Source organism: Streptomyces sp. NBC_00400 (assembly GCF_036048035.1).
Taxonomy (GTDB): domain Bacteria; phylum Actinomycetota; class Actinomycetes; order Streptomycetales; family Streptomycetaceae; genus Streptomyces.
The window spans coordinates 8,240,569-8,264,802 of the sequence record NZ_CP107940.1; the positions used below are offsets into that span (position 1 = coordinate 8,240,569).

At 72.2% G+C, this 24,234-nt stretch carries 22 protein-coding genes; 15 read left to right on the forward strand and 7 right to left on the reverse strand.

Annotated features, from left to right (window positions below; genetic code table 11):
- Positions 1-277: 277 nt before the first annotated feature.
- The 7 genes from OHS81_RS36240 to OHS81_RS36270 all read left to right on the forward strand — a co-directional run bounded on the left by OHS81_RS36240 (position 278) and on the right by OHS81_RS36270 (position 6,995).
- A complete protein-coding gene (locus tag OHS81_RS36240) occupies positions 278-1,282 on the forward strand; it encodes a methyltransferase (RefSeq protein ID WP_328390435.1) in 1,005 nt (334 codons plus the stop codon).
- A gap of 29 nt (positions 1,283-1,311) precedes the next feature.
- The gene (locus OHS81_RS36245; protein ID WP_328390437.1) at positions 1,312-1,962 is read left to right on the forward strand and encodes a thermostable hemolysin; all 651 of its coding nucleotides are present in this window, start codon (positions 1,312-1,314) and stop codon (positions 1,960-1,962) included.
- Positions 1,949-3,520, forward strand: a complete 1,572-nt coding sequence (locus OHS81_RS36250; RefSeq protein WP_328390439.1) for an AMP-binding protein — start codon at positions 1,949-1,951, stop codon at positions 3,518-3,520. The genes OHS81_RS36245 and OHS81_RS36250 overlap by 14 nt, the downstream gene beginning before the upstream one ends.
- Complete coding sequence (locus tag OHS81_RS36255; RefSeq protein ID WP_328390441.1) at positions 3,517-4,458, forward strand: TauD/TfdA family dioxygenase; 942 nt, start codon at positions 3,517-3,519, stop codon at positions 4,456-4,458. The genes OHS81_RS36250 and OHS81_RS36255 overlap by 4 nt, the downstream gene beginning before the upstream one ends.
- On the forward strand, positions 4,455-5,132 hold the full coding sequence (locus tag OHS81_RS36260; protein WP_328390443.1) for an O-methyltransferase: 678 nt from the start codon (positions 4,455-4,457) through the stop codon (positions 5,130-5,132). Before OHS81_RS36255 ends, OHS81_RS36260 begins: the two co-directional genes overlap by 4 nt.
- A gap of 76 nt (positions 5,133-5,208) precedes the next feature.
- Positions 5,209-5,736: a nuclear transport factor 2 family protein gene (locus OHS81_RS36265; protein ID WP_328390444.1), complete on the forward strand. Its 528-nt coding sequence runs from the start codon at positions 5,209-5,211 to the stop codon at positions 5,734-5,736.
- Positions 5,733-6,995: an amidohydrolase family protein gene (locus OHS81_RS36270; RefSeq protein ID WP_328390446.1), complete on the forward strand. Its 1,263-nt coding sequence runs from the start codon at positions 5,733-5,735 to the stop codon at positions 6,993-6,995. Before OHS81_RS36265 ends, OHS81_RS36270 begins: the two co-directional genes overlap by 4 nt.
- A gap of 10 nt (positions 6,996-7,005) precedes the next feature.
- Here OHS81_RS36270 and OHS81_RS36275 read toward each other — a convergent pair whose 3' ends face one another.
- The gene (locus OHS81_RS36275) at positions 7,006-7,515 is read right to left on the reverse strand and encodes a MarR family winged helix-turn-helix transcriptional regulator (protein WP_328390448.1); all 510 of its coding nucleotides are present in this window, start codon (positions 7,513-7,515) and stop codon (positions 7,006-7,008) included.
- 312 nt (positions 7,516-7,827) lie between these two features.
- On the opposite strand from OHS81_RS36275, the gene OHS81_RS36280 reads away from it, so the two are divergent.
- Positions 7,828-8,226, forward strand: a complete 399-nt coding sequence (locus OHS81_RS36280; RefSeq protein ID WP_328390450.1) for a hypothetical protein — start codon at positions 7,828-7,830, stop codon at positions 8,224-8,226.
- A gap of 153 nt (positions 8,227-8,379) precedes the next feature.
- Here the strand turns inward: OHS81_RS36280 and OHS81_RS36285 are convergent, their stop codons facing one another.
- The gene (locus tag OHS81_RS36285) at positions 8,380-9,306 is read right to left on the reverse strand and encodes a CAP domain-containing protein (protein WP_328390452.1); all 927 of its coding nucleotides are present in this window, start codon (positions 9,304-9,306) and stop codon (positions 8,380-8,382) included.
- Between the two features lie 391 nt (positions 9,307-9,697).
- Between OHS81_RS36285 and OHS81_RS36290 the strand changes: the two genes are divergently transcribed.
- Positions 9,698-11,344, forward strand: coding sequence for a sigma-70 family RNA polymerase sigma factor (locus OHS81_RS36290; protein ID WP_328390454.1), 1,647 nt, complete (start codon positions 9,698-9,700; stop codon positions 11,342-11,344).
- Between the two features lie 54 nt (positions 11,345-11,398).
- On the opposite strand, the gene OHS81_RS36295 is transcribed toward OHS81_RS36290, so the two are convergent.
- Positions 11,399-12,748 (reverse strand): M64 family metallopeptidase, encoded by a 1,350-nt coding sequence (locus tag OHS81_RS36295; protein WP_328390456.1) that lies wholly within the window; start codon positions 12,746-12,748, stop codon positions 11,399-11,401.
- 544 nt (positions 12,749-13,292) lie between these two features.
- Here OHS81_RS36295 and OHS81_RS36300 point away from each other — a divergent pair.
- Entirely contained in the window at positions 13,293-13,754 is a 462-nt protein-coding gene (locus tag OHS81_RS36300; protein ID WP_328390458.1) for a lamin tail domain-containing protein, read from the forward strand.
- A 129-nt stretch (positions 13,755-13,883) separates the two neighbouring features.
- Here the strand turns inward: OHS81_RS36300 and OHS81_RS36305 are convergent, their stop codons facing one another.
- Positions 13,884-14,819, reverse strand: a complete 936-nt coding sequence (locus tag OHS81_RS36305) for an NADP-dependent oxidoreductase (protein WP_328390460.1) — start codon at positions 14,817-14,819, stop codon at positions 13,884-13,886.
- A gap of 173 nt (positions 14,820-14,992) precedes the next feature.
- Between OHS81_RS36305 and OHS81_RS36310 the strand changes: the two genes are divergently transcribed.
- Complete coding sequence (locus tag OHS81_RS36310; protein ID WP_328390462.1) at positions 14,993-16,246, forward strand: LuxR C-terminal-related transcriptional regulator; 1,254 nt, start codon at positions 14,993-14,995, stop codon at positions 16,244-16,246.
- 95 nt (positions 16,247-16,341) lie between these two features.
- Here the strand turns inward: OHS81_RS36310 and OHS81_RS36315 are convergent, their stop codons facing one another.
- Positions 16,342-17,232 carry an AraC family transcriptional regulator gene (locus OHS81_RS36315; RefSeq protein WP_328390464.1) on the reverse strand — a complete coding sequence of 297 codons (891 nt, stop codon included), beginning with the start codon at positions 17,230-17,232 and terminating at the stop codon, positions 16,342-16,344.
- 250 nt (positions 17,233-17,482) lie between these two features.
- Between OHS81_RS36315 and OHS81_RS36320 the strand changes: the two genes are divergently transcribed.
- From OHS81_RS36320 to OHS81_RS36330, 3 genes are all read left to right on the forward strand, one after another.
- A complete protein-coding gene (locus tag OHS81_RS36320) occupies positions 17,483-18,073 on the forward strand; it encodes a non-oxidative hydroxyarylic acid decarboxylases subunit B (RefSeq protein ID WP_328390466.1) in 591 nt (196 codons plus the stop codon).
- Positions 18,074-18,105: 32 nt separating this feature from the next.
- A complete protein-coding gene (locus tag OHS81_RS36325) occupies positions 18,106-19,530 on the forward strand; it encodes a non-oxidative hydroxyarylic acid decarboxylases subunit C (protein WP_328390467.1) in 1,425 nt (474 codons plus the stop codon).
- A 92-nt stretch (positions 19,531-19,622) separates the two neighbouring features.
- A complete protein-coding gene (locus OHS81_RS36330) occupies positions 19,623-19,928 on the forward strand; it encodes a non-oxidative hydroxyarylic acid decarboxylases subunit D (RefSeq protein ID WP_328390469.1) in 306 nt (101 codons plus the stop codon).
- Between the two features lie 94 nt (positions 19,929-20,022).
- Here OHS81_RS36330 and alr read toward each other — a convergent pair whose 3' ends face one another.
- Positions 20,023-21,240, reverse strand: coding sequence for an alanine racemase (gene alr, locus OHS81_RS36335; RefSeq protein WP_443058819.1), 1,218 nt, complete (start codon positions 21,238-21,240; stop codon positions 20,023-20,025).
- A 295-nt stretch (positions 21,241-21,535) separates the two neighbouring features.
- Positions 21,536-23,140 carry a PucR family transcriptional regulator gene (locus OHS81_RS36340; RefSeq protein ID WP_328390471.1) on the reverse strand — a complete coding sequence of 535 codons (1,605 nt, stop codon included), beginning with the start codon at positions 23,138-23,140 and terminating at the stop codon, positions 21,536-21,538.
- Positions 23,141-23,559: 419 nt separating this feature from the next.
- On the opposite strand from OHS81_RS36340, the gene OHS81_RS36345 reads away from it, so the two are divergent.
- On the forward strand, positions 23,560-23,898 hold the full coding sequence (locus OHS81_RS36345; RefSeq protein WP_328390473.1) for a hypothetical protein: 339 nt from the start codon (positions 23,560-23,562) through the stop codon (positions 23,896-23,898).
- Positions 23,899-24,234: the final 336 nt, after the last annotated feature.

A 24,234-nucleotide genomic window follows, 5' to 3' on the forward strand; every position in this document is an offset into this window, starting at 1 on the left:
ACGAAGCCGGCGGGCAAGCGCCGGGCCCGCTACCCGAGGGTTCCGCGACACCCGGGGGCGGCGGTTTCGCCGACCGCGGGGCACCTCGCCGCGCCCGCGTGGCACGGCCGGAGCCGGTTCACCCCCATGCGTATCCGCTCCCCGGCCGGCTGAAGCTCGTCCCCGTTCGGCAGTCCCATCACCCGCACCGTGCCCGCGGGCCGCCGCGAGCACGGCATGTCCGGGCCGCGTACCGTCCGCGCGGCCGTTGCCACCTGCCATCCCGAGGAGATCAGCCATGTTCAAGACCACCACCGACGCCGAGCTGGCGGGCAACCCGATCGACGAGGTGATCGGGTCCACCATCCGCTACGCGGCGCTCACCTCCGCCGCCAAGCTCGGCATCTTCACCGCCCTGGAGGAGGACGGTCCCCAGACTCTCGACGAACTGGCCAAGTCCATCGGCGCAAGTACGGACGGCACCCGCGCGGTGGCCGACGTCGCCGCCGTCCTGGGCTGGCTCACCCTGGAGGACGGGCGCTACCGCAACGGCCCGCTCGCCGAACGCTGGCTGGGCAAGAACGCCGAGTACGACTTCACCCCGGCGCTGTTGTGGGCCTACGAACTCACCAACGTCATGTGGGATCTCCCGCAGGCCGTACGGGACGGCAAGCCCGCCCGGTCGCTGTGGGAGCGCTGGGCCGGCAACCCCGAGGCCGGGCGGGACTTCTCCGCGTACATGCGGGTCAAGTCGCGTCTGACGGTGCGGTCCATCGTCGATGCCGTGCCGCTGCCCGAAGGGGCGCGGCGCCTGTTGGACCTGGGGGGATCGCACGGCCTGCACTCCATGGCCATGTGCGAACGGCACCCCGGTCTCTCCGCGACCATTGTCGACCTGCCCGAGGCGCTAGCCGACACCGGAGCCGCGATCGAGAAGGCGGGGCTGGCCGACCGGATCAGCCTCCAGCGCGGCAGCTTCCTCAGCGGCGACCTCGGCACCGGATATGACGTGGTCTTCCTCTTCGAGATCGTGCACAACCACACCGACGAGGAGAACCGGGACCTGATCGCGCGAGCCGCCGAGGCGCTGCGGCCCGGCGGCCGGATCGTGGTGCTGGAAGACGTCCGCGGCGAACAGCTCGACGAGCACAACGCGGCCTTCTCCCTGGCGATGTACGCCTGCTCCGGCGACCGCACTTACAGCCTGCCGGAGATCTCCGGGTGGCTCACCGGGGCGGGCCTGAAGACCGTCGAGCGGATCGCACTGCCCTCATCCGTCTCTCTGGTCGTCGGCACCAAGTAACGACGGCAGCCGGGGAAGGGGGGAGCACCGTGCAGATCGATCTGGCACACCGGGCGACCAGCTCATGGCTGGACGCCGCGGACCTCGCTCGTGAGGTGTACGCCCAGGCATATGGCGCCGATGTGGCGCCCCGGCCCGACTCGTTCATCGTCGCCCGTCCGGCCTGCGGCGGGGCGGCGGAGCCCTGCCCGCCACTGGCCTGTGCGGGGCTCACCTTCGGCAGGGAGCAGGAACTGTTCTCCGAGCGGTACCTCGACACCGGAGTCGAGGCCGCCGTACTGGCCCACCTCGGGGTCACGGTGGACCGGAGGCGGGTGGTGGAGGTGGGGGCACTGGCCACCCGCCGCGTCTCGGTCGGCCGCGAACTGATCAGAGCCACACCGATCATCTCCTGGTGCCTGGGCATGGAGTACATCCTGTGCACCGTCACCCGGAGCCTGATCACGACGCTGGGCCGTACCGGCATTTGCTTTGTGCCGTTCGGGCCCGCCGACCCCGGCCGGCTGTCCCCGGACGAGGCGGCGCGCTGGGGCTCGTACTACGACCACCAGCCGCAGGTCGGCGTCATCGCGCTGAACGCCCTGGACCGGCTGTTCTCCGACACCACCGGGCGCTATTCGGTCACCGATCTCCAACTGAGCATCAGCGCCATGGAGGTGGCCGGTCATGCGGGCCATTAGGGAGAGCCTGGTCAGGTTCGGTGAGTCGGCACGCCCGATGATCGAGGTACTGGGGGAGGACGGCGTCCCGGCCCGGACCCTCAGCTACCAGGAGGTCACCCGCCGGGCCGCGGACCTCGTCCAGCGGACCGGGCAGGGGGACGGCCGGCCGTTGCGTATCGGTGTGGTCTGCGGCAACACCCCCGAATTCGTGGTCGCCGACCTTGCGCTGATCGCCGCACACGCCATCGAGGTGCCGGTCCCGCTCGCCTTCTCCGCCGAACAGGCCGCCGGCCTGCTGGAGGAGACCGATCTGTGCCTGGCGGACGCGGCCGGGCAGGAGCGTCTGACGCAGTGGGGGAGGGACCGGGTCCTGGGCCCGCACTGCACGGTGCTGCCGCTGTCCGCGGACGAGCCCGTGCCGTCCTCGCCGCTGGTGCTGCCGCCGGCCGGCGCCGGCCGGACGGACTGGGAGTGCAAGGTCATCCACACCTCCGGCACCACCTCACGCCCCAAAGGTGTGCGGATCCGGGCGGCGGCGCTGAATGAACTGCTGCGATCGCTGCGGTCGGTGATGCCCCGCGGGGCGTTCACCCGCTACCTCTCCCTCGTCCCGTTCAGCCTGCTCATCGAGCAGGTCACCGGCCTCTACATGGTCCTGCTCGACGGCGGGACGCTCGTCCTGATGCCGCCGGGCAAGGCCCTGGTCGGCACCGCAGCGGCGGCCGCGGCGGACGCCCTGCCGTATGTGGCGGCGTCCCGCCCGACCGCGATGGTCGCCACACCGGCGCTCGTCGATGCCTTCGCCACCGCCGCCGACGAGGCCGCGGAGAGCGGACGGGCGGTGGCACCGGCCCTGTTCGGGACCCCCGGCGCGCCGCTCATCTGCTGCGGCGGTGCGCCCGTGCACCCGGGTCTGCTGCACCGCCTGGAGGAGCACGGGCTCCCCGTCCACGAGGGGTACGGCCTCTCCGAGAACAGCTCCGTGGTCAGCTGGAACACCCCGGCCGCCCGCCGCCTGGGCACCGTGGGCCGCCCGCTGCCGCACGTCCGCGTCAAGATCGCCGACGACGGCGAACTCCTGGTGAGCAGCACCTCGCTGTTCGCCGGCTACACCCGCGACGACCCCTCCAGCCTCCTCCTCGATGCCGACGGCTGGCTCCGCACCGGCGACCTGGCCCACCTCGACGAGGAGGGATTCCTCCGCATCACCGGACGCAAGAAGAACGTCATCATCACCGCGGCGGGCCGCAACGTGGCTCCCGAGTGGGTCGAGGCACAATACGCCCAACTCCCGTTCGTCCGCGCCGTCGCGGTGGTCGGTGACGGACTCACCGCCCTGCACGGACTCTTCCTCGTCGACGGGTCCACCGATCTCGCGGCGGCCGAGGCGGCCGTCCGGGAGTTCGGCGAGGCGCATCTCTCCGAGGTGGAGCGGGTCGCCGTACCGCACCTCGTGGTGGCCGGCGACCGCCTCTACCGCAGGTTCTTCACCGTCACCGGCAGGCCCGTGCGGGCAGCCGTCCGCACCGCTCTGACCGAGGGAACGCTGCACGACCACCAAGGAGCTGACGCATGACCACGATCGCTGACGTCCGGCCCTACGGCGCCGCCACCGGCCGGCTGGTGCAACCGGCCGGGGACCACTCGCTGCGTGTGCTGGACCCCGCCTGGGTCACCGGGCTGCTCGCCGACGCCGGCTTCCTGCTCTTCCGCGGCTTCCACACCGGCCTGGAGGAGTTCACCTCCTTCGTGAAGGCGCACTCCAGCCGGATCACCCTCGACCCGGCACGCTCCTTCCACGGCGGGGAGGTCGCGCAGAAGGTCGACGCGGGCACCGGCGCCGTCGGCCTCCACCTGGAGAACGGCAACAGCCCCTTCGGCCCCGACCTGACCTGGTTCCTGTGCGAGAAGGCCGCCGCCAGGGGCTCGCAGACCACGGTCTGCGACGGCTACCGCGTCTGGGACGCGGCCGGCGACACGGCCCGCGCGGTCTTCGGCATCAAGGACATCATGTACAGCCGCCGGGTGGAGGAGCCCAAGTGGAAGGCGTTCGTCTGCCACCAGACCGAGGGCCGGAAGAAACTCGACGACATCACCTTTGCCGATATGAAGGAGCTGGTGGGCAGGAACGTGTCCACCACCCTCCGGCTCGACGACGACGGTTCCCTCCACTACGCGTTCCGCACCGGCGCCGCCCGTGCCACGCTCTTCGGCAGCCGGCTCGCCTGGGCCAACAGCATCTTCGGACCCTCGTACCACTACGAGGCCCCGCACATCACCTTCGCCGACGGCACCGAGATCCCCGGTGAACTCCTCGCCGAACTCCGCCGGCTCACCACCGAACTGACCGAGGAGATCGACTGGCAGGACGGCGACCTGGCGCTGATCGACAACACCCGGGTGATGCACGGCCGGCGCGAAATCCTCGACACCGACCGGACCATCTACAACGCACAGAGCTACCTCGACCCCGCGCTGACGGCCGCGGCGCGGGACGGGAAGGCGCGGCGATGACCATCCCACCCACCGGGCTCGACGACGCGCGGGTGCGCACCGTCCTGGAAGAGATCGCCCGTTCCGCCGAGCACCACGATCCGGACGTGATGAAGCGCGCCTACGCCACCGCGGCCGACTGGCCGCAGCCGCCCACCGCCCGGCAGGCCGCCGAGCTGTGCGCCCAGGCCGCGCTGCCCGTGCACCCAGAGGTCGGCACCTTCCTGTACCAGCTCGTACGGAGCCTGCGGCCGGCCCTCGTGGTGGAGTTCGGCACCTCCTTCGGCGCTTCGACGCTCTATGCGGCGGCGGCGCTGCGCGACAATGGCGGCGGCCGCATCATCGGCTCGGAGCTGCACCCCGGCAAGGCCGGCCGTGCACGCGGCCACCTGCAGCGGGCGGGGCTCGATACCTACGCCGAGATCAGGACCGGCGACGCCCGCGACCGGCTCGCCGCGCTTCCCGGTCCGGTCGACCTGGTGCTGCTGGACGGATGGAAGGAGCTCTATCTCCCGGTCCTCAAGGTGCTCGAACCCGCACTGCGGGCCGGCTCCCTGGTCGTCTCCGACAACCTGCCGATGCTGCCGCCCGAGTTCACCGACCACGTCCGCACCGCCGGCAACGGCTACCTCTCCCAGCAGCTTCCGCTGGGAGACGGCATCGAATTCTCCCTCCGCCTCCAGCACGCAGCATGACGCCACGGCCGGCCCGGCTCCGCCCACCCGCCGGCCCGGGCGCCACCCCGTACGCACGGAAAGGCACCGAACACCCGTGAAACCCCGAACCCCCCGCCGTACCCTGCTCCGGGCCGGCCTCGCCGCACTGCCCCTGGCGGCGGTGACGCCGGCCGCACACGCCGCCGAGCGGACCGGCCGCCTCACCGCCGCCGATGTCTCCCGCTGGACCGAGGCCTACCTGGAGGCCTGGCGGACCAAGAACGACACCGCCGCGGTCCGGCTGTTCACCCCCGACGCCGTGTACGAGGCGGTGCCCGGCGTCGCGGAGCAGACCTTCCGCGGGCGCGAGGCCATCGGCCGCTACTGGCGCGACATCACCGCCGGCCAGAGCGAGATGACCGGCCGTCACGGCACCCCGGTCGTCACCGGAAACCGGGCGGCCGTCGAACTCTGGGTCACGCTGCGGGCCCCCGCCATCAACGCCGACGGCGACCACTGGGTCACCTTCCTGGAGACCAACATCCTGCTCTTCGCCCCCGACGGCCGCTGCCGGCGCAACACCGAATACTGGAACCTCCAGATGGGCCGCCTGGCACCGCCCCAGGGGTGGGGCACTGCATGAGCACCGCGCGTTCGCTCGTCACCGGGGGCCGCGTCCTCACCATGGACCCGGCCCTCGGTGAACTGCCGTCCGCCGACATCCTGGTCGAGGACGGCCTGATCACCGCCGTGGAACCCCGTATCGACGCCTCGGGGGTGGACGAGCGCATCGACGCCCAGGGGTGCCTCGTGCTCCCCGGCTTCATCGACACCCACCGCCACATGTGGCAGGCGGCGCTGCGCGGCAGCGGCGCCGACCAGACCCTCGACCAGTACTTCGCGACCGTTCTGCACACCCTGGCACCCCGGCTCACCGCCGACGATCTCCACCTGGGGAACCTGCTGAGTGCACTGGGCGCCCTGGACGCGGGGGTGACCACCGTCCAGGACATCTCCAACATCGCCAAGCCGACCGAGGAGCACACCGACGCACTGCTCGATGCGCTCACCGACTCGGGGCTGCGCAGCGTCTTCGCCTACGGCCACGGCACGGCACAGGACGCCCGCCGGGTCCGTACCCGCAGGCTGCACGCCAAGGACAGCCTGGTGACCATGGCGCTCAACGCCGAGGCCGGCAGCGACGAGACCATCCGGCGCGGCTGGGGCCTGGCCCGTGAACTGGACGTGCCGACCGCCCTGCACGTCCGGGGCGGCAGCCCGGTCTCCCGGCTGCGCCGCCTCGGGGTGCTGCGGCCCGGGGCGGTGTTCATCCACGGCACCGGGATGGACGCCGGTGAGCTGCGGCTGATCCACGACAGCGGCGGGGCGCTGTCGGTCGCGCCCGCCATCGAAATGACCATGGGCCACGGCCTGCCCCCGTTCGCCGAGGCGGCGGCCGCCGGTCTGCGGCCCAGCCTCAGCGTGGACGTCGAAGTCGCCGCGCCCAGCGATATGTTCACGCAGCTGCGGGCCGCCTTCCAGATCGGGCGCTTCGCGGCCCTGCAAGGTCATGCGGGCCCGGACGCGCCCTTGCTCACGGCCCGGGAGGTCCTGGAGTTCGCCACGCTCGGCGGCGCCGAAGCGCTCGGAATGGCGGACCGCATCGGCTCGCTGGCCCCGGGCAAGCAGGCCGATGTGATCGTGCTGCGGACCGACCAGCCCGGTGTGGCGCCGGTCCATGACGCCACTGCGGCCGTCGTGTCGTCGATGGACCGCGCCGATGTCGACACCGTGATGGTCGCCGGGCGGATCGCCAAGCGGCAGGGGCAACTGGTGTACGCCGGGTTGCCGCGGCTGCTGGCACGGGCGCAGGACCTGCGCGACCGGCTGGCAGACCGCTGACGCCACGGCGTCAGCGGCGGATCAGCACACCTTCCTCGATGGCGGCGAGCGCGATCCGCAGCTGCTCGCTGAGGGCCTTGGCGGTGCGTTCCGGAATACGGTCGACGAGCCGGGCGTGCACGGCGGTGGTGGCGCGGACCGCCGCCTCGGCGGTCTCCACCCCGCTCGGCGTGAGCTGCACCCAGCTGCTGCGCGCATCGTCCTCGGCCGCCGCGCGCGTGACGTAGCCGGCGGCCACCAAGCGCTTGATGACATTGCTGGTCCCACCGGAGGACAGCAGGAGCGCGTGCGTGAGCTCGGTCGGCTTGAGGCGGTAGGGAGCGCCGATCCGTCGCAGGGTGGCGAGCACTCCGTACTCGGCCTGGGTCAGCCCCAGCTTCTCCAGTTCGGCACTTGCCGCGACGTCGAAGGCCGAAACCAACAGGGCGGTCCGTTTGGCGAGTTCCAGCGGGAGACCGGCGATTTCGGGCAGCTCGTGTCCCCATGCCGAGATGATCTCGTCTACGTGGTCAGGCTCCACCGTGAACCGCCTTCCCTCTTCCTCATAGCTCAGTCCAAAGATATCCCACCGTCCAGACAGGCACCTTCTGACCTGGGGAGACTGTGTGATCGCCAGATGTGGACATGGTGAAAAGCTTTCCATTTACCTTTTAATATAGCTTTTACCAATGCTTTCTCTCTATGCTTCTCCCATGTTTCAGCGTGAGTCGAAGCGTGCTCTGGTCATGACTCCTGGGGCGATGCCTGTGAATGGGCGGCCGAGGCCAAGCGGCTCGCGGCCGGCGGCTACCACGTCGTCACCTTCGACTGGGGCGGGGACCGCCGCCGGACCGTGGCCGACGCGACCCGGTTGCTGCGGTCGCGCGGCACCACGAGCGTGGCCTGGGTGGGCGGTTGCCTGGGCGGCACGCTCATGCTCGGCATGCTCACGGACCGCACCGCCCGCCCCGCCGGAGTCGCCGGCATCAGCCCGCTGGCCTCGTTGGGCGGCTACACCGCCGGGAGCGGTACCGCCTACGACGGCGAACTGCTGCTCCTGGGGACCGCCGACGATCCGCTCTCCGACGAAGGAAAGCTGCGCGAGGTCGCCCACGGCTTCCCGAAGGCCGAGGTCACCGTCCTGCCCGGCACCCTCCACGCCGCCGAGATCTTCGCCGGTCCGCACGGCGAGGCGGCCCGCCGCAGCCTGGACGGCTTCCTCGGGCGGACTTTCGCCCCGGCGGGCGGCTGACCTCCGCGGGCGCAGGTTACCGCTGTCCGTATGTCCCCTGGCCCGGCTGCTCGCCCCTGGCCCGGGCTGCTCGCCCCCGGCCCGGACTGCTCGAACCCCGGCGCCGCCCCCGCCGCTTCCGCAGCGGGGGCGGCGCCGGGGTGTCGGGGCCGGTCAGGAGTGGGTGGCGAAGTCCTGGGTCCACCACGGGCCGTTGGCGCTGAGATTGACGCCCACGCCGGTGACCTTGTAGGAGCAGTTGAGGATGTTGTCGCGGTGGCCCGGGCTCTTCATCCAGCCGTCCATCGCAGTGGCGGGGTCCTTGGGGCTCTTGAAGATGTTCTCGGCCCAACTTCCCCAGGGGAAACCGGCCTTGGTCATCCGGGTTCCGGGATCGACGCCCTCCGGGGTGTTGTGCTCGTAGTAGTTGCGGGCGGCCATGTCGTCCGAGTGGGCCTGCGCCGCGGCCTGGATCCGGGAGTCGACGGAGAGCGGCCCACAACCGTGCTGGGCCCGCTGAGCGTTGACCAGCTCGACGATCTTCTGCGCGAACGCCGCCGCGGTGCCCGTCGCGGCCCGGGTCCCGGCCGGGGCCGAGGCCCCCGTTCCCGACTCGGGACGGGCCGCGCGGGGCTCTGCGCTCTTGGCGGTGTCCGCGCTGCGGCCGGTGCGGGAGGTGTGCGGCCGGGGCGCGGAGTGCTGCTTGCCGTGTCGTTTCGCCTTGGACGGGGAGGCCGAGGGCTGGTGGCTCTTGGACGGGCGCGAGGCGGTCGGCGCCGGGGGAGTGGAGGTCGTGGCGGTCGGGGCCGCCGGTGCGGACTGGTCTGCCGCGAGCGCCTGGTCGGTTCCGGAGTCGGGCCGTATCAGCGCCACGCCGGAGGCACCCACGACGATCACCGAGGCCACGGCCAGCAGTGTCACGTTCCGTCGGGGGTGAGCGCCGCCGCGGTGCTGACCGCCGCTCCGTCCGTGCCGGCCCCCTGAGCGGCCGCCGGGGCCGGACGGGCCGGAACGCCGCGGTGCGGCGGAGCCGTTCGCCCGGCGGGCGCCGCCCGTCGGGGCCTCGTCGTGGAACTCCGTCTGCAGGTGGTCGTTGTTCATGGTTCCGTTTCCTGTGGGGGCTGGGGATCTGCCGGCCGGGCGGTGCCGCGTGGCGCGTGGTCCGTGGGGGCCGACACATGGGAGATCCCGGGAACGGACCCCGATAACGAAAAGCTCGAAAAAATTTCTTCGCGGCCTCTTCAGCGGTTGCACCGCCCCTCTTCAGAGGTCGCGCCGCGCCCTCGGGCAGTCGTGCCGCAACCCCTCGGCGGTCACGCCGCGGCCCGGCTGCCGCGGCGCGCGTGGCCCGCCGCCGGCACCGGACTGCGCCCCACGCGTGGCCCGGGGCGCGGCCGCTTCCCGGATCCGCGTAGGTTTTTCTGTTATTGCGATGGGCTCGCGGGGTCACCTGAGTGCGGGGGCTACGAGTACGCACGAACGAACAGGGTGAATGGGCGTGAAGCAGGAAAGCGGGACGGCGGCTGTCGAGGCCGCCAAGGCCGGGGACGAACATGCCCGGGAGGAGCTGATCGCCTCCTACCTGCCGCTGATCTACAACGTCGTGGGACGCGCACTGGACGGCCACGCGGACGTCGACGACGTGGTGCAGGAGACCATGCTGCGCGTCCTGGAATCGCTGTCGGACCTGCGGGAGCCGGCGTCCTTCCGCTCCTGGCTGGTGGCGATCGCCATGAACCAGGTGCGCCGCCGGTGGACCGCCGACCGCAAGGCACCCGTTGTGGGCTGGGACCAGGCGCCGGAAGGGGCCGACCGCTCCGCCGATTTCGTGGACCTGACCATCCTGAAACTCGGACTGTCCGGCCAGCGTCGTGAAGTGGCCGCGGCCACCCGGTGGCTGGACGAGGGGGACCGGTCACTGCTGTCCCTGTGGTGGCTGGAGGCCGCGGGGGAGATCACCAGGCCGGAGCTGGTCGCCGCTGTTGGCATCGACTCCCGCCACGCGGCGGTCCGGGTGCAGCGGATGAAAGAGCAGCTGGAGGCCGGACGCGTGGTGGTCCGTGCGCTCTCGGCGAGTCCGCCATGCCCCGAGCTGGCCCAGGTGACCGCCACGTGGGACAACGAACCCTGCGCCCTCTGGCGCAAACGCATATCCCGCCACGCCCGCCGGTGCGCGGCCTGCTCCGGACACTGGAGCGACCTCCTGCCCGCCGAAGGACTGCTGGCCGGCCTCGCCCTGCTGCCGCTGCCTGCGCAGCTCGCTCCGCCGGCCGCCCTGGCCCCCACCGCCGCGACGGCGTCGGCGACCGCGGCGCCTGCGCACCATGTGTCCGGAGCGTCCGGCGTACCCGGCACGCCCGGAGCGTCCGGCGTACCCGGCACGCCCGGAGCGTCCGGCGTACCCGGCACGCCCGGAGCGTCCGGCGTACCCGGCACGCCCGGAGCGTCCGGCGTACCCGGCGCACACCCTCTGCCGAAGCGGCTGCCCCGGCCCCGCCGGGTGAAGAAGGGCACTGCCGTAACGGGTACCGCCACGCTCGCCGTGGCCGTCACCGCCGCCCTGTGGTGGTCGCCCGGTACGCCGCCGGCCGAACGGAAGGACGCACGGACGGACGAGCCGAAGGCGGCCCGTACCGTGACCTCACCCCCGCCGACGCCGGACCCCACACCTACCCCCACTCCCACACCCACCCCGACCCCGTCGCGGACCGCCACCACATCGCCCACCCCGTCCGCCCGGCCTGCCCCGGCCCCGCCCAGCCTGGAAGAACAGGCCACCTCACTCATCAACCGCCGGCGGGTCCGGGCCGGCTGCGGGCCGCTGCACATCGACCGGAGACTGCACACCGCGGCACGGCGCCACTCCGCCGACATGGCGGCCCGTCAGTATTACGAGCACAACGCCCCGGACGGTACCGGCCCCGACGAACGGATCACCGCCGCCGGATACCAGTGGAGCAGCTGGGGCGAGAACCTCGACCGGGGGCGGCGCACCGCCGCCGAGGTGGTGAACGACTGGATGGGCGACGCCATGCACCGCGACAACCTGCTCGACTGCAAGTTCACGTCCGTCGGCATCGGCGTCGTCCAGGGAGCGGGCGGGCCCTGGTGGACCCAGGACCTCGCGGCACCGCGCTGACGCGCGCGCTTCGGGGCATCGGCTTCTCGTCCGGTGTGCCTGGCCGATTGGCGGTCAGGGCGAGACCCGCCAGCTCAGCGCCCCGGAGAGCTGCTTGCGCAGCGCCGGGTCACGGACCGCGGCCGTACGGTCGGCGGCCCTGGCCGTGACCGTATGGGTGCGGCCGTCGGCCGGGACGCCGAGGGCCCGCACCACGACCGTGTGCCTGCCGCGCGCGGCCTTGCGCTCGCGGCCGTCGACATACCACTTCACCTTCGCAAAGGCGGGTGCGCCGACACGGAGATGCGTCGTGCGCGGTATGGCGCGGTCGGTGGCCACGGGACTGCTCAGCACGCTCGCATAGCGGTAGAAGCCCGCGATCATCGCCTCACGGCCGGGGAGGTTGAACTCCCGGCCGAGCGTCCGCATGATCGAATTCTCGGTGGGGCGGTTGAGCCCGTACTGGTAGTAGCCGCCGCCCTCGAAGGCGCCGACCGCTCCGCCGTCCGGCGATTCCTGGCCGATCCAGCGGTACCACTTCTGCCGCTGAGTGGTCATCTCGTCGGCGGAGAGTGTGGTCAGGTTGGCCTCGGCCGGTTCGGGGCCGGAGTAGGTGCCGGACTGGCCGTAGTCGTACTCGTCGGCGAGCTTGCCCAGCGAGTGGCCGGTCTCGTGCACCGCGATCTGGTCGGACCGGTCGTTGTCGGAGGAGGCGGTGGCGATCCCGTCGTAGCCGACCTGTGAGGAGACGTCGTTGTAACCCGCACCGCCGTATTTGGTGGAGTTGGCGAGCACCACGACGAGGTCGGCGGCGGGGGCCTTGGAGGCGTACGACTCGACCTTGCCGGTGTCGACGCACAGCAGCCGTTCGGTGCCGTCGCAGAAGAAGGCGGAGTCGAGGGCGGTGTCGCGGACCACGTCCTGCGTCGGGTCCCCGGAGACGCCGGACTCGTGGGAGACGGCGTCGACGGCCCAGACGTTGAACAGTCCGGCGTACGAGGCGTACGGCTCGACGGCGGAGATCTTGGCCCACTTGGCGCGGACGTCCGCGTGGAAGTCCTCCTGCTGGGCGGCGGTGTAGCCGTCCCCGATGAAGACCACATCGAGCTTGGCGCCGACCGGGCCGTTCTGCACGATCGAGGTGACGTCGCCGTCGCCGGCGATCGCGGTCTTCTCGGCGGGGGAGAGCGGTGGGGAGGCCGGGACGGTGGTGTGCCGGGGGTGACCGGCCGCTCCGGTGAAGTACTCGACCTGCTGGGTGCGGTGCCCCTGCGGGGGCGGGGTGGCGGCGCCCCGAGCCGTGGCCGCCGTAGAGGCTGTGGCCGCGGCCGCCGTCGCCGCCAGCGCCGCCGCGGCGAGGCCGGCGGTCACCGCGGTGCGCAGGGAAAGGCGTCTGCTGATGTCGGTGGAGGTGCGTGAGCGCATGTGGGGTCCCTCCCGGAGCCCGTCACAGGAGCGGCGGGCTGAGCTGAATTCAGGCGCGCTCAACGTAGAGGCTCCAGGGGCCACGGGCAACGGATGATGCCGAAGTGGCGTTACTGGACGCCTGAGTTGGGGGGAGCGGCGGGTGCGGCAACGCTTCTGTCTCGTTGGTGGATCTCTTGACCGCGGAGGCAGAGGCAGAGGCGGAGGTAAGGGCAGGGGCCCGGGGCGGTCAGCCCAACTGACGTCACCCGACGAAAGACCGGCTTCTCGGCAGCAGGGAGTACGAGACACCTCACCATGCGAGCTCGCCGGTCCCTGGGGCGGAGCCCCGGATACGTGTAAGGGGCGTCGTGGACGGCACGGTGAGCGCGGGGGCGTACGCGCCTGGCACGGTCTGGTTGTGTATATGTCCGCGTTGTGTCACACGAAAATGGATTTCCTCCACCAAGGGGTGACGGGCGGCCAATCTGTGGAGGCCCGGTCAAACCGGCCGGGTGTCCGGTTTTTGGGTGCCCGCACAAGGGTGTCCCTTGCAGGAGGTTCGATGTTTCTTCATCCTTCGCGTGTAGCCATGGCAGTGCTGGGCTCCGCGGCCCTGGCAGTGACCGCGGCCCTTCCGGCCAGTGCGGCCGGCCACCACGCTCCGCACCCCACGCGCTCCGCGGTGGTGCTCGGGGCGGTCCAGTACGACAGCCCCGGACGGGACGACCGCTCGAACCGGAGCCTGAACGCGGAGTGGGTCACGGTGAAGAACACCGGCCGCACACCCGTCAACATCAAGGGCTGGAGCCTGTCCGACAAGAGCGGACACACTTACCGGTTCGGCAACGTGCGTCTGAACGGCCGCAGCCAGGTCCGCGTCCACACCGGCATCGGCCGCGACAACCGCAATGACGTGTACCAGAACCGCCGGAACTACGTCTGGGACAACCTCCGGGACGAAGCGACCCTGCGCAGCGACCGTCACCGGGTCGTCGACACCGTGGCGTGGGGGCGCCGCCGCTGACCCGGAACGGACGTGACGTGACCGGTGAGGGGCGCCCTCCCTCACCGGCCGGAGCTTCCGCCACCCGGTGCGCCGCAGACAGTCTGTCTGCGGCGCACCGCCGTGCGGGAGCCGCCGAACGCCCGCGGCTCACACCTTGATGATCAGTTTTCCCCGCACATGTCCCGCCTCGCTCAACTCCTGGGCCTTCGCGGCGTCGGCGAGCGCGAAGGTCTCGACGACGGGTACGACGAGCTTCCCCTCAACGGCCAGGCGGGCGTGCGCGGCCATGATCGCCCGGACCTGCTCCGGTGGCGTACCGCCCGCGGAGAAGACCACCCCATGGTCCGCGGCGTGCATATCGGCGATGGTGACGATGCGGTCGGTCGTTCCGCCGCGCAGGGCGATCGAGACCGGCAGCGCGTCCTGGCCGGCCGCGTCGAAGACCGCGTCGACGCCCTGCGGCGCGGCCGCCCGTACCCGGTCGGCCAGGCCCGCCCCGTACGCCACCGGGACCGCGCCCAGGGCGCGCAGGAAATCGTGGTTGGCCGGGGACGCCGTGCCCACCACCGTGGCGCCCGACGCCACCGCGAGCTGGACCGCGGCCTGGCCGACGGCCCCCGCCGCACCGTGCAGCAGCAGCGTCTCGCCCGTCGTCAGGCCGAGTGCGCCGAGGACCCGCTGCGCCGTCTCGCCGGCCACCGGGAGGGCGGCCGCGGCTTCGAAGGAGAGCGCGGCGGGCTTGCGGGCGATGTCCCCCGCGAGGGCGTACTCCGCGTAGGAACCCGTGCTGGTCAAGCCGAAGACCTCGTCGCCGACGGCGAGCGCCTCTCCCGAGAGGGGCCCGTGGCCGTCCGCGTCGCCGATCGCGTCCACCACCCCGGCGAATTCCAGCCCCGGCACGGCGGGAAACGCCGTCGGGTAGAAGTGCTCCACCCACCCGTATCGCCGCTTGTGGTCCAGTGGATTGACGCCGGCCGCCACCACCTTCACCCGTACTTCCCCCGGCCCGGGCACCGGCTTGTCGGTGTGCCCGAGGGCGAGGACGTCAGGTCCGCCGAATTCGTTGTGGATGATCGCTCGCATGGAGGTCTCCCCGTTCCAGGCATGGGATATGGGACTCATCAGAGGTGTGGACCGCAACGGATGCACGGCTTCAGCTTCGGGTGCGGAAAGCGGCGCTGCGCCGGCCATCGGGACAGTCCGGCCTGGCCGAATGGCCGGCCCCCGCCCCGGCGCGCCTGGCTACGCTGAGGCATATGGAGTTGACCGGATCCGTGCCCGCCCTGACCGCCGCATACGAGGTGATCCGCCAGCCCCTGGGCGAGATCCTGCCCCGGCTCTCCGACGTTCTGGCCGAACCCGTGCCGCACCGGGCGGTCGCCGAACTCTCCACGCACTGCGCGCACTCCCCGTTCAAGACGTACGGCGATGCGGAGCTCACCGGCCGGCTGTCCACCGCCCACCTGGCGCCGCTGCTCGCCTCGGGCATCCCGGGCCGCCCGTGGCAGGGCACCCTCGCCGGCGTCGACCGGCCCGTCCTCGCGGTGACGAGCCACGCGACCCTCCGGGGCGCCGTCCTGCTGCTGGTCAGGGACGGTGACGCCGCCCCGGTCGACGAACCGGCGGCCGCCCTGGTGCAGGCCCTGTGGGACGTGGTCACCAGTCACTTCGACCGGTTGGCGGCGGAGGCCGTGCCCGGTGCGCTGGCCCGCTCGCGGACCGCCGCCGGGACCCGCGCACGGGTGATGGCGGAACTGGGCGAGGCCTGTTCGGCCGCGCTCACCGGGGTGTTGGGCGTGCTGCGCAGTCGCACCCTCGACGATGCGGCGGCCCGCGCCACCGCCACGGACCTGGCGGTCTCGGCCCTGGTGGAGCTGCGGGCCGAGGCGGAACGGGACCAGGAGATCGCCGAGGAGCCGGCCGCACAGGCCTTCGCCCGGCTCGCCGACTCGCTGCGGCCGCTGGTGCGTTACAGCTCCGTACGGCTGGAGCTGGGCGCGCCGGACTCCGCCCGGACGGTGGCCGCCGACGTGGCACACACCGCGCGGGCCGTCGTGCGGACGCTGCTGCTGAAGGTGCTGGAGCAGGCGGAGGTGAGCCGTGTCCACATCGGCTGGCAGCTCACCGACGACGTGCTGCGCGCGACCGTGCGCGACGACGGGCCCGGCACGCTCACCCACGGCGAGGTGGCGCACGGCGGGGTCCTCGCGCGCCTCGACGTGCTCAACGGGCGGCTGGACGTCGACGCCGTACCCGGGTGGGGGACCACGGTGTCGGCGTCGATCCCGCTGCGGATCTCCCCGGACCTGGCCCCCGACCCGCTCACCTCGCTGGGCGAGCGGGAACTGGAAGTGCTGGCCCGGCTGGCGCTCGGCCGCCGCAACCGAGCGATCGCGCAGGAGCTGCACATCAGCGAGTCGACGGTGAAGTTCCATGTCGCCAAGATCCTCACCAAACTGGGCGTCGGCTCACGCGGCGAGGCGGCGGCGCTCTTCCACGCGGTGGCGTAACGGCTGCGGGCCGGGTGCATCGGCTGCCCCGGGGCGTGCCACGAGTGCGTCGACAGGCGGCCGTCCGTCGTGGTGCCCACGGGCCCGGCGCCGGGTCACGGACGGTTCCCCCGGGCGCGGTTGCGGAAGGTGGCCGGGGTCTCGCCGGCCCGCTGGCGGAAGAACTTGGTGAAGACCGTGGCGTCCGGGAAGCCCAGCCGGTCGCCGATGGCGGTGGCGGTGAGGCCGGTGTGCACCAGCAGACGCTTGGCCTCCAGGAGGACCCGGTCGTCGATGTAGCGCTTGGCGCCGCAGCCGGCGGCGGCGTGGGCTGCGCGGGTGAGCGTGCGGACGCTGTAGCCCAGCTTCCTGGCGTACTCCTCCACCCGGTGGGTGCGGGCGAAGTCGGCCTCCACGGCCTGCTGGAAACTCCGGAAGGCCGCACTGCCCGCCTCGTCCCCGCCCGGCGCGCCACGCACCTGCGCCAGCCGCAGGACGAGGACGGCGAGCAGATGGCGCACCACCTCCAGATGCACCTCCAGCGGCAGGCCGGCCAGCTGCCGGTACTCGCTCTCCAGCAGCTCCAGGATGCGCCGTACGGCATCCCCCTCCGCACCTCGCGGAGTCAGTGGCCGCGTCCCGTCGTGCTGGTCGACGCGGGCGGCATCCGCGGTGGCCGGGCTGAGAAAGCCCGGCAGGAACAGGACGATGGTGCCCCCGGCCCGGGTGAGGTCGGACCGGTACTGACTGATCTGGCCGGGGCGCACCCACAGCCAGCTGCCCGGGGTCAGCTCGTGCTCGGTGAAGTCGACCGAGCAGCGCAGGGTGCCGGTGCGCACCGCGATCAGCTCGTGGAAGGCGAGGCGTTTGGTCGCGTACGGGTCGATGCCGTGCCCCTGTGCGCGGGCGAGCAGATCGGCGAAACCGAGGACCTCCGCGCCGGGCGGGGCTCCCGCCGAGGCCCTGAAGGGGACCTCGGTGACATCAGGTGGTCCGTTTCTGTCCATAGCGTGTCCTCAGCGTACTGCTTCGAAGGGGTGAATCGCGCCTAGCGTGAGCGGTGACGGGGCCGGTCGGGCCACGTGCGGGCGGACGCGACGCAAATCCGGCATGACGATGCGGTGACCGAAAGGTTCAGTGCACCGCCACCGGTGTCAAGGCTCTGCCGCGGCCTGCCGTGCACCGGCCTCGGCACCCACCGTGCACCGGTCTCGCACCGCCCGGGTGCCGTCCGACGAACCGAGGGAGCTGACCACTGTGCGACTGATCGTGGGGATGACGGGAGCGACGGGCGCCGTGTTCGGCGTCCGGCTCCTGGAGGCCCTGGCCGAACTGCCGGACGTCGAGACCCATCTCGTCCTCTCCCGCTGGGCGCGGACCACCATCGAGCTGGAGACCGGCCGCTCGGTCTCCGAGGTGAGCGCGCTCGCCGATGTCACCCACCGGCCCGAGGACCAGGGCGCGACCCTCGCCTCGGGCTCGTTCCGTACGGACGGCATGGTGATCGCGCCGTGCTCGATGAAGACGCTGGCGGGCATCCGGGCCGGCTATGCCGACGGGCTGCTGGGGCGGGCGGCGGACGTGGTGCTCAAGGAGCGCCGCCCGCTCGTGCTCGTACCGCGTGAGACACCGCTGAGCGAGATCCATCTGGAGAACATGCTCGCCCTCGCACGCAAGGGCGTGCAGATGGTGCCGCCGATGCCCGCCTTCTACCACCACCCGCAGTCGGTGGACGACCTCGTCGACCACCTCACCGCGCGGATCCTCGACCAGTTCGGCCTGCCCGCGCCCGCCGCCAGGCGCTGGGAGGGCATGCGCGCCGCCCGTGCGGTCAAGCCCGCCGCCTGACCCCCGACACCCCGCCCCACCGAGGAGCACCCATGGCATACGACGACCTCCGCAGCTTCCTGGCGGCCCTCGACAAGGAGGGCCAACTGCTGCACATCACCGAAGAAGTGCGGCCCGAGCCCGATATCGCCGCGGCCGCCAACGCGGCCCCGCGCCTGGGCGACGCGGCGCCGGCCCTGTACTTCGACCACGTGCGCGGCTTCACCGACGCCCGTATCGCCATGAACGTGCACGGCTCCTGGGCCAATCACGCCCTTGCGCTGGGCCTGCCGAAGGAGACCGGCCCCAAGGAGCAGGTGGCGGAGTTCATCCGCCGCTGGGACAGGTTCCCCGTCGCGCCCGAGTGGCGCAGCGATCCGCCGTGGGCCGCGAACACCATGGACGGCGAGGCGGCCGACATCTTCCAGGTGCTCCCGCTGATCCGACTCAACGACGGCGACGGCGGCTTCTACCTCGACAAGGCCGCGGTCGTCTCCAAGGATCCCGAGGACCCCGGCCACAGCGGCAAACAGAACGTCGGCATCTACCGCATCGAGGTCAAGGGCAAGCGCAAGCTCGCGCTGCAGCCCGTGCCGATGCATGACATCGCCCAGCATCTGCGCAAGGCCGAGGAGGCCGGCGAGGACCTTCCGGTCGCCCTCGCCCTCGGCAACGAGCCGGTCATCTCCCTCGTCGCCTCGACCCCCATGAAGTACGACGAGAACGAGTACGAACTGGCCGGCGCCCTGCGCGGCGCCCCGGCACCGCTCGCGAAGGCCCCCCTGACCGGCCTCCCGGTGCCGTGGGGGTCGGAAGTGGTCATCGAAGGTGTCATCGAGGGCCGCCGACGCGAAATCGAGGGCCCCTTCGGCGAGTTCACCGGCCACTACTCCGGCGGCCGCAGGCTGCCCGTTCTCCGCATCGACAAGATTTCCTACCGCACCGACCGCGTCTTCGAGCACCTCTACCTCGGAATGCCATGGACCGAGGTCGACTACCTGATAGCCGCCAACACCTGCGTGCCGCTGTACCAGCAGCTGAAGACGGACTTCCCCGAGGTCCAGGCGGTCAACGCCATGTACACCCATGGCCTGGTCGTCATCGTCTCGACGAAGAAGCGCTACGGAGGCTTCGCCAAGGCGGTCGGCATGCGGGTGCTGACCACGCCGCACGGCCTCGGCTACGCCGCCACCGTCATCGTCGTCGACGAGGACGTCGACCCGTTCGACCTCCCGCAGGTGATGTGGGCCCTGTCCACCAAGATGAACCCGGCGGGCGACCTCGTCCAGGTCCCTCATATGCCCGTCCTCGAACTGGCGCCGCAGGCACAGCCGCCCGGCATCGTCGACAAGCTCATCATCGACGCCACCACCCCCGTCGCCCCCGACGTCCGCGGCACCTACGGCAACCAGGTCCGCGACCTGCCCGAGACGGGCGCCTGGCTCGCCAAGCTCCAGCAACTCGCCGCCCGCCGCTGAGGGTGCCCCGGCGCACCTCACATCCCGGCGCACCTGACATCCCGCCCGTCCCACATCCTGCCCATCCCCCTTCACGGAAGAGACAGCACGCCATGACCGATGCCACCACCTGCTGCCCACGCTGTGCGCACACCGTCATCGAGCACCTGTTCAGCTCGCCCGTTCCCGGCGTCTGGGACGTTCTGCAGTGCGGGCGGTGCCTGTACTGCTGGCGCACCGGCGAACCTGACCGCCGTACCCGGCGCGATGCCTACCCTGACAGCTTCAAGCTCACTGCCGACGACATCGACAACGCCCCTGAAGTACCTGCCGTTCCGCCCCTGGCCGTACCGGCAGTTCGCGCTGGTCAGGGCGTGGAAGCCGGGGAAGTCGTGGAGGCCGTTCAGACTGTCGGGTAAGCCGTGGCGGTTCCGATGGCTCCTCATCGGGATGTGACGGGGCTGCAGACGCCTGTGGAGGTGTCCAACGGGCGGGACGGTGGCCGGTGCCGGCTCAGCGGGGGCCGGAAACCGTGCCGCCGGTGTAGGTGCGCGGAACGCGGGCGCCGATACGGGTGACGATTTCGTGCGAGATGGTGTGGGCGGCGCGGGCCCAGTCCTGCGCGCCGGGTTCCCCGCGGTCACCGGGCCCGAAGAGCACGACCTCGTCTCCGGGCGTGGCAGGCACATCGCCGAGATCGAGGACGAACTGGTCCATGCACACGGTGCCCGCCACCCTGTGCCGTCGGCCGGAGACGAGCACCGGACCGGCCTGTGACGCATGCCGGGGAACGCCGTCCGCATAACCGAGGGGAACCAGGCCGAGCGTGGTCTCACGGGCCGTGCGGTAGCGGTGTCCGTAGGAGACGCCGTGCCCGGCGGGTACCCGCTTGACGGAGGCGAGCCGTGCGGTGAGGGTCATCGCCGGGCGCAGCCCCAGCTCCGCCGGTCCGGCCAGGCCGGGCACCGGGCTCAGCCCGTAGACGGCGAGCCCGGGTCGTACGAGGTCGAAGCGTGCCTCCGGAAGGGTCAGTGTGGCGGCCGAGTTGGACAGGTGCAGGACTTCGGGGGTGAGCCCGGCCCGGCGGGCGAGCTCGGCGGCGCTGCGGAAGTCCGCCACCTGCCGGTCACAGCCCGGGTGTCCGGGCTCATCGGCCCGCGCAAGGTGGGACCACACGCCGGCGACATGGACGGATCCGGCTGCTTCGGCGCGCGCCGCGGTGTCCACCAGCGCCGGCCAGTCGCCCGCCGTGGCGCCGCCGCGTCCGAGCCCGGTCTCCGCCTCGAGATGCAGCCGCGCGGGCCGCCCCACGGCGTGCGCCGCCCGGACCGCCGCCCGCACCGCCCACTCGGCACCTGCCGACAGTTCGACCCCGGCGGCCACCGCGGAATTCCAGTCGTCCCCCGGCGTCAGCAGCCAGGCGAGCAACCGGCCGGGGACACCGGCCGCGCGCAGTGCCAGCGCCTCCTGCATACCGGCGACGCCGATCCAGGTGGCGCCACCCGCGAGCGCCGCCCGGGCGGCCGCGACCATGCCGTGCCCGTAGCCGTCGGCCTTGACCACGGCCATGACCTCGGCGGAGCCCGCCGCATCGCACAGCCGGCCGACGTTGGCGCGGATCGCCGCGAGATCAATGCGGGCCTGGGCGTGCGGTGTTCCGGGCCGGTACGCCTCCGCGTCGTGGTGGTCGAACGCCGATCCGCCGGCCGGGGGTGCCGCTGGGCGTGCCACTGGGGGTGCCTTTGGGGGAGCGGCCGGGGTTGCTCCTCCGGCCGGCGAGCCGGGACCGGCCGGCGGCCGTACGTCCGCGACGGCGGTTGCTGCCGCTCGGTGTCCGGCTACGGCGATCTCGGCCTCGCGGGGAATGCCGAATGTCATGCCACCGTCCTTCCATGGGATCCGTTGGTGCCCGGTGAGCTGCGGGTGGAGCCATGGTTTCGGCAGGGGAACGGGCCGTCATCGTTCGATCGGCACTGTCTCGGGGCGCTCGGCAGTGGGGCTGGGACAACGGGCGGCGGCCGGCGGCTCAGGCCGAGTGGGCCTCCGCGCCGGCCTCCCCGCCGTATTGGCGGGCGGTGAGCTGGAGCAGCAGCGCGGTACGGGCCTGGGGGTCGTCCAGTGGCAGCGCCACGATGTCCTGGAGGCGGCGCATCCGGTGCCGCAGGGTGTTGGGGTGGATGTGCAGGCGGGCCGCGGCGGCCCGTGGGTCGCCCATCTCCAGCAGCCAGGCATGAAGCGTCGGCACACCACTCGTGCCGTACGTCTCGTCGTGGTCCACCAGTTGCTGCAGCGGCCCGATGCCGGTGATCCGTGCCGCCGCGGCGGAGCGTGCGACATGGCGGAGCACGACCGTGGCCCACACCTCGTCGTGGACGGCCTGGGCGCTTGCGATCAGACCCGTCCGGAGGAGGTCGAGAGTGTCGTCGGCCTGTTCACGCGAGCGGGCGAGCCCGGGGACCGATGCCGCCGGCCCGCCGACCGCGACCAGCGGGGCGGGCTGCCCGGTGGTCCCGCAGAGTGTCTCCAGCCAAGCCGGTCCCCCGTCGGCGGGCCGGGTGGCCGTCTCCGCCGGAACGATCCCGTACACCACTCCGCCGACGATCGCCGCGGGGGACCGAAGACGGGACCCCCGGAACCGGGACATACGCTCCCATACGGTCAGTCGCTGCCGCTCCGCTTCTTCGTCGTCCTCGCAGCGCACCCCCACGGCGATCACCCGCCAGGGGCCGGCGGTGAGTCCCAGACGCCGCGCCGCGTCCGCCGCCCCCTCCTGGCCGTGCAGCACCGTGGCGACCATGTCGGTCAGGACAAGGCGCTCCACATCTGCGCCCGCCCGCCGGCGCAGCAGATGCAGGGCGGCCACCGCCGCGGTGTCGGCGAACGCCTCGGCCCGCTCGGCAGGCACCGGCCCCGGCACGATCGCCCAGATCGAACCGAGCACATCCCCGCCGGCGTGCACCGGTACCACCAGCCGGGGCTTGGTCCCTTCCACCACAGCGGGGACGTAGAGGGGGCCGGTGTCCTGGGCGATTCTGTGGAAGACCCCGTGCCGCCGGAAGTGGGCGTTCACGTCGTCGGGGACATGCCGTCCCATGATCGTGGCGACGCGGGCCTCGTCGCCGCGCTCCTGCCGGGCGGAGTAGGCAAGGACACGTGAGCTGCGGTCCTCGATGGTGACCGGCGCGTCGATCACGGCGGCGATCGCGTCGGCCAGCCCGAAGAGGTCACCCGCCTCGGCGCCGACCGCCCTCGTACCGGAATCCGCGTAACCCTCGCTGTCGAGCACCGCGCGCAGCAGGGACACCACCTGTGCCCAGCCGGCCTGCTGCTCGACCTGCACCAAGGGCAGTCCCGCGGCACTCGCGGCCGCGACCACCGTTTCGTCGACCGCCGCCGGGGCCTTGAGCAGCAGAGCACCGGCCGACCGCGCGGCGCACGACGACAGGAGCCGCAGGGCCTGCGAACGATCCGTGAGGTTCACTCCGAGGACGAGGTCACCCGGGCGCAGATCGAAACTGCCGTCCGGCTCGGCAATCACCACATCGCCCACCGGGACCGCGGTGCCTCCGGGGGCGCACACCCCCGACAGCACGGCCGGCCCGACGGAGCCGAGAAGCCGTTGCAGACTCATCACCGGTCATCACCCGCTCACCGTTCCGCCCCCCATCGTGCACCACGGAATCCGCACCTCCGCACGCGGCCTCTTCCGGGCGGGCCGGTGGGCCGGCGGGCCGGCGGCCCACGGGCCGCGCAAGGAGCCGCCGGCCCCGGAACCGGTCCGGCAGCCGGCTCTCGCGCCGCCGCACCTGCAGTTCCCGCACGGAAACCGACGGTCATGAAGGGTGACGGTCGGTGTGCAGGGGCCGGCGGGGCCGGTCGGCGCCGACAGCAGGCCTGGTCAGGCCGGCCCGCGTCGTCACCCACGGACCTCAGGAAGATTCCACGGAAATCATCTGCCGGTGGCGGGAATTGAACGCCGGCGACGGCCGCTCCGTATCTCTCCATATCCGTGCCCCGTGGGGCACCGGTCCACGATGTGAGGAGGGCATCATGACTGACCCTGGTATCCCGCAGCTCCAGGCCTTGCCGGAGGGAGACGCCGAAGTATCCCTGGTGATTCGTCTGCAGTGGGAGGACGTTGCCGCGCTCGGTCAGGACGCCGCCCGGCTGGCTGCCCGTTGGAAGCGCCCGGTGACCCTGGACGAAGCCGCCAGTCAGCGGCTGCGCATCCGCCCGCCGGCCACCCATGCCAAGACAGTTGCCCAGGAGCGGGCGCAGCCCGCCGTGACGTCCACCACGGTGTCGCCCCTGCCGTCCCGCTCCCCTCAGGAGCAGGCGCGCCAGGCGATAGAGAAGATCAACGGCACCGCCGCTCATGAGACGGCGTAGCGCGGCGCCGCACTGAGGAGGGCGGCGAAGAGAAGGGTCCTGGTCCCTGGGGCAGGGGGTCCGGCAGTCCTGAACTGCCGGACCCCCTGCCCTTCTCCGTGCTCCGGCTGGGCCGACCGGGCGAAGATCATCGGCCCAACGGCTCAAAGCGGGCCCGCGGTACGTGCTGCCCGGGCCCGTCGGTGCTTCTGTGACGAGCCGGGCGCGACCGGCGCCGAGCCCGCGGAACGGGGCCGGGCCGGCGGGACGGGGCCGAGCACCGAGGAGGCGGGCCATCGTGAACTCCACCGCCGGTGCGGCACGAGAGCCGAGGCCGGTGCAGGCACGGGACGTCCC

Excerpts from the sequence above, each read along its gene's own strand:
- OHS81_RS36240 (WP_328390435.1), top strand. The coding sequence starts at position 278 with ATGTTCAAGACCACCACCGACGCCGAGCTGGCGGGCAACCCGATCGAC.
- OHS81_RS36250 (WP_328390439.1), top strand. The coding sequence starts at position 1,949 with ATGCGGGCCATTAGGGAGAGCCTGGTCAGGTTCGGTGAGTCGGCACGC.
- OHS81_RS36255 (WP_328390441.1), top strand. The coding sequence starts at position 3,517 with ATGACCACGATCGCTGACGTCCGGCCCTACGGCGCCGCCACCGGCCGG.
- OHS81_RS36260 (WP_328390443.1), top strand. The coding sequence starts at position 4,455 with ATGACCATCCCACCCACCGGGCTCGACGACGCGCGGGTGCGCACCGTC.
- OHS81_RS36270 (WP_328390446.1), top strand. The coding sequence starts at position 5,733 with ATGAGCACCGCGCGTTCGCTCGTCACCGGGGGCCGCGTCCTCACCATG.
- OHS81_RS36285 (WP_328390452.1), bottom strand. The coding sequence starts at position 9,306 with ATGAACAACGACCACCTGCAGACGGAGTTCCACGACGAGGCCCCGACG.
- OHS81_RS36290 (WP_328390454.1), top strand. The coding sequence starts at position 9,698 with ATGGGCGTGAAGCAGGAAAGCGGGACGGCGGCTGTCGAGGCCGCCAAG.
- OHS81_RS36295 (WP_328390456.1), bottom strand. The coding sequence starts at position 12,748 with ATGCGCTCACGCACCTCCACCGACATCAGCAGACGCCTTTCCCTGCGC.
- OHS81_RS36300 (WP_328390458.1), top strand. The coding sequence starts at position 13,293 with ATGTTTCTTCATCCTTCGCGTGTAGCCATGGCAGTGCTGGGCTCCGCG.
- OHS81_RS36305 (WP_328390460.1), bottom strand. The coding sequence starts at position 14,819 with ATGCGAGCGATCATCCACAACGAATTCGGCGGACCTGACGTCCTCGCC.
- OHS81_RS36310 (WP_328390462.1), top strand. The coding sequence starts at position 14,993 with ATGGAGTTGACCGGATCCGTGCCCGCCCTGACCGCCGCATACGAGGTG.
- OHS81_RS36315 (WP_328390464.1), bottom strand. The coding sequence starts at position 17,232 with ATGGACAGAAACGGACCACCTGATGTCACCGAGGTCCCCTTCAGGGCC.
- OHS81_RS36325 (WP_328390467.1), top strand. The coding sequence starts at position 18,106 with ATGGCATACGACGACCTCCGCAGCTTCCTGGCGGCCCTCGACAAGGAG.
- OHS81_RS36330 (WP_328390469.1), top strand. The coding sequence starts at position 19,623 with ATGACCGATGCCACCACCTGCTGCCCACGCTGTGCGCACACCGTCATC.
- OHS81_RS36340 (WP_328390471.1), bottom strand. The coding sequence starts at position 23,140 with ATGAGTCTGCAACGGCTTCTCGGCTCCGTCGGGCCGGCCGTGCTGTCG.
- OHS81_RS36345 (WP_328390473.1), top strand. The coding sequence starts at position 23,560 with ATGACTGACCCTGGTATCCCGCAGCTCCAGGCCTTGCCGGAGGGAGAC.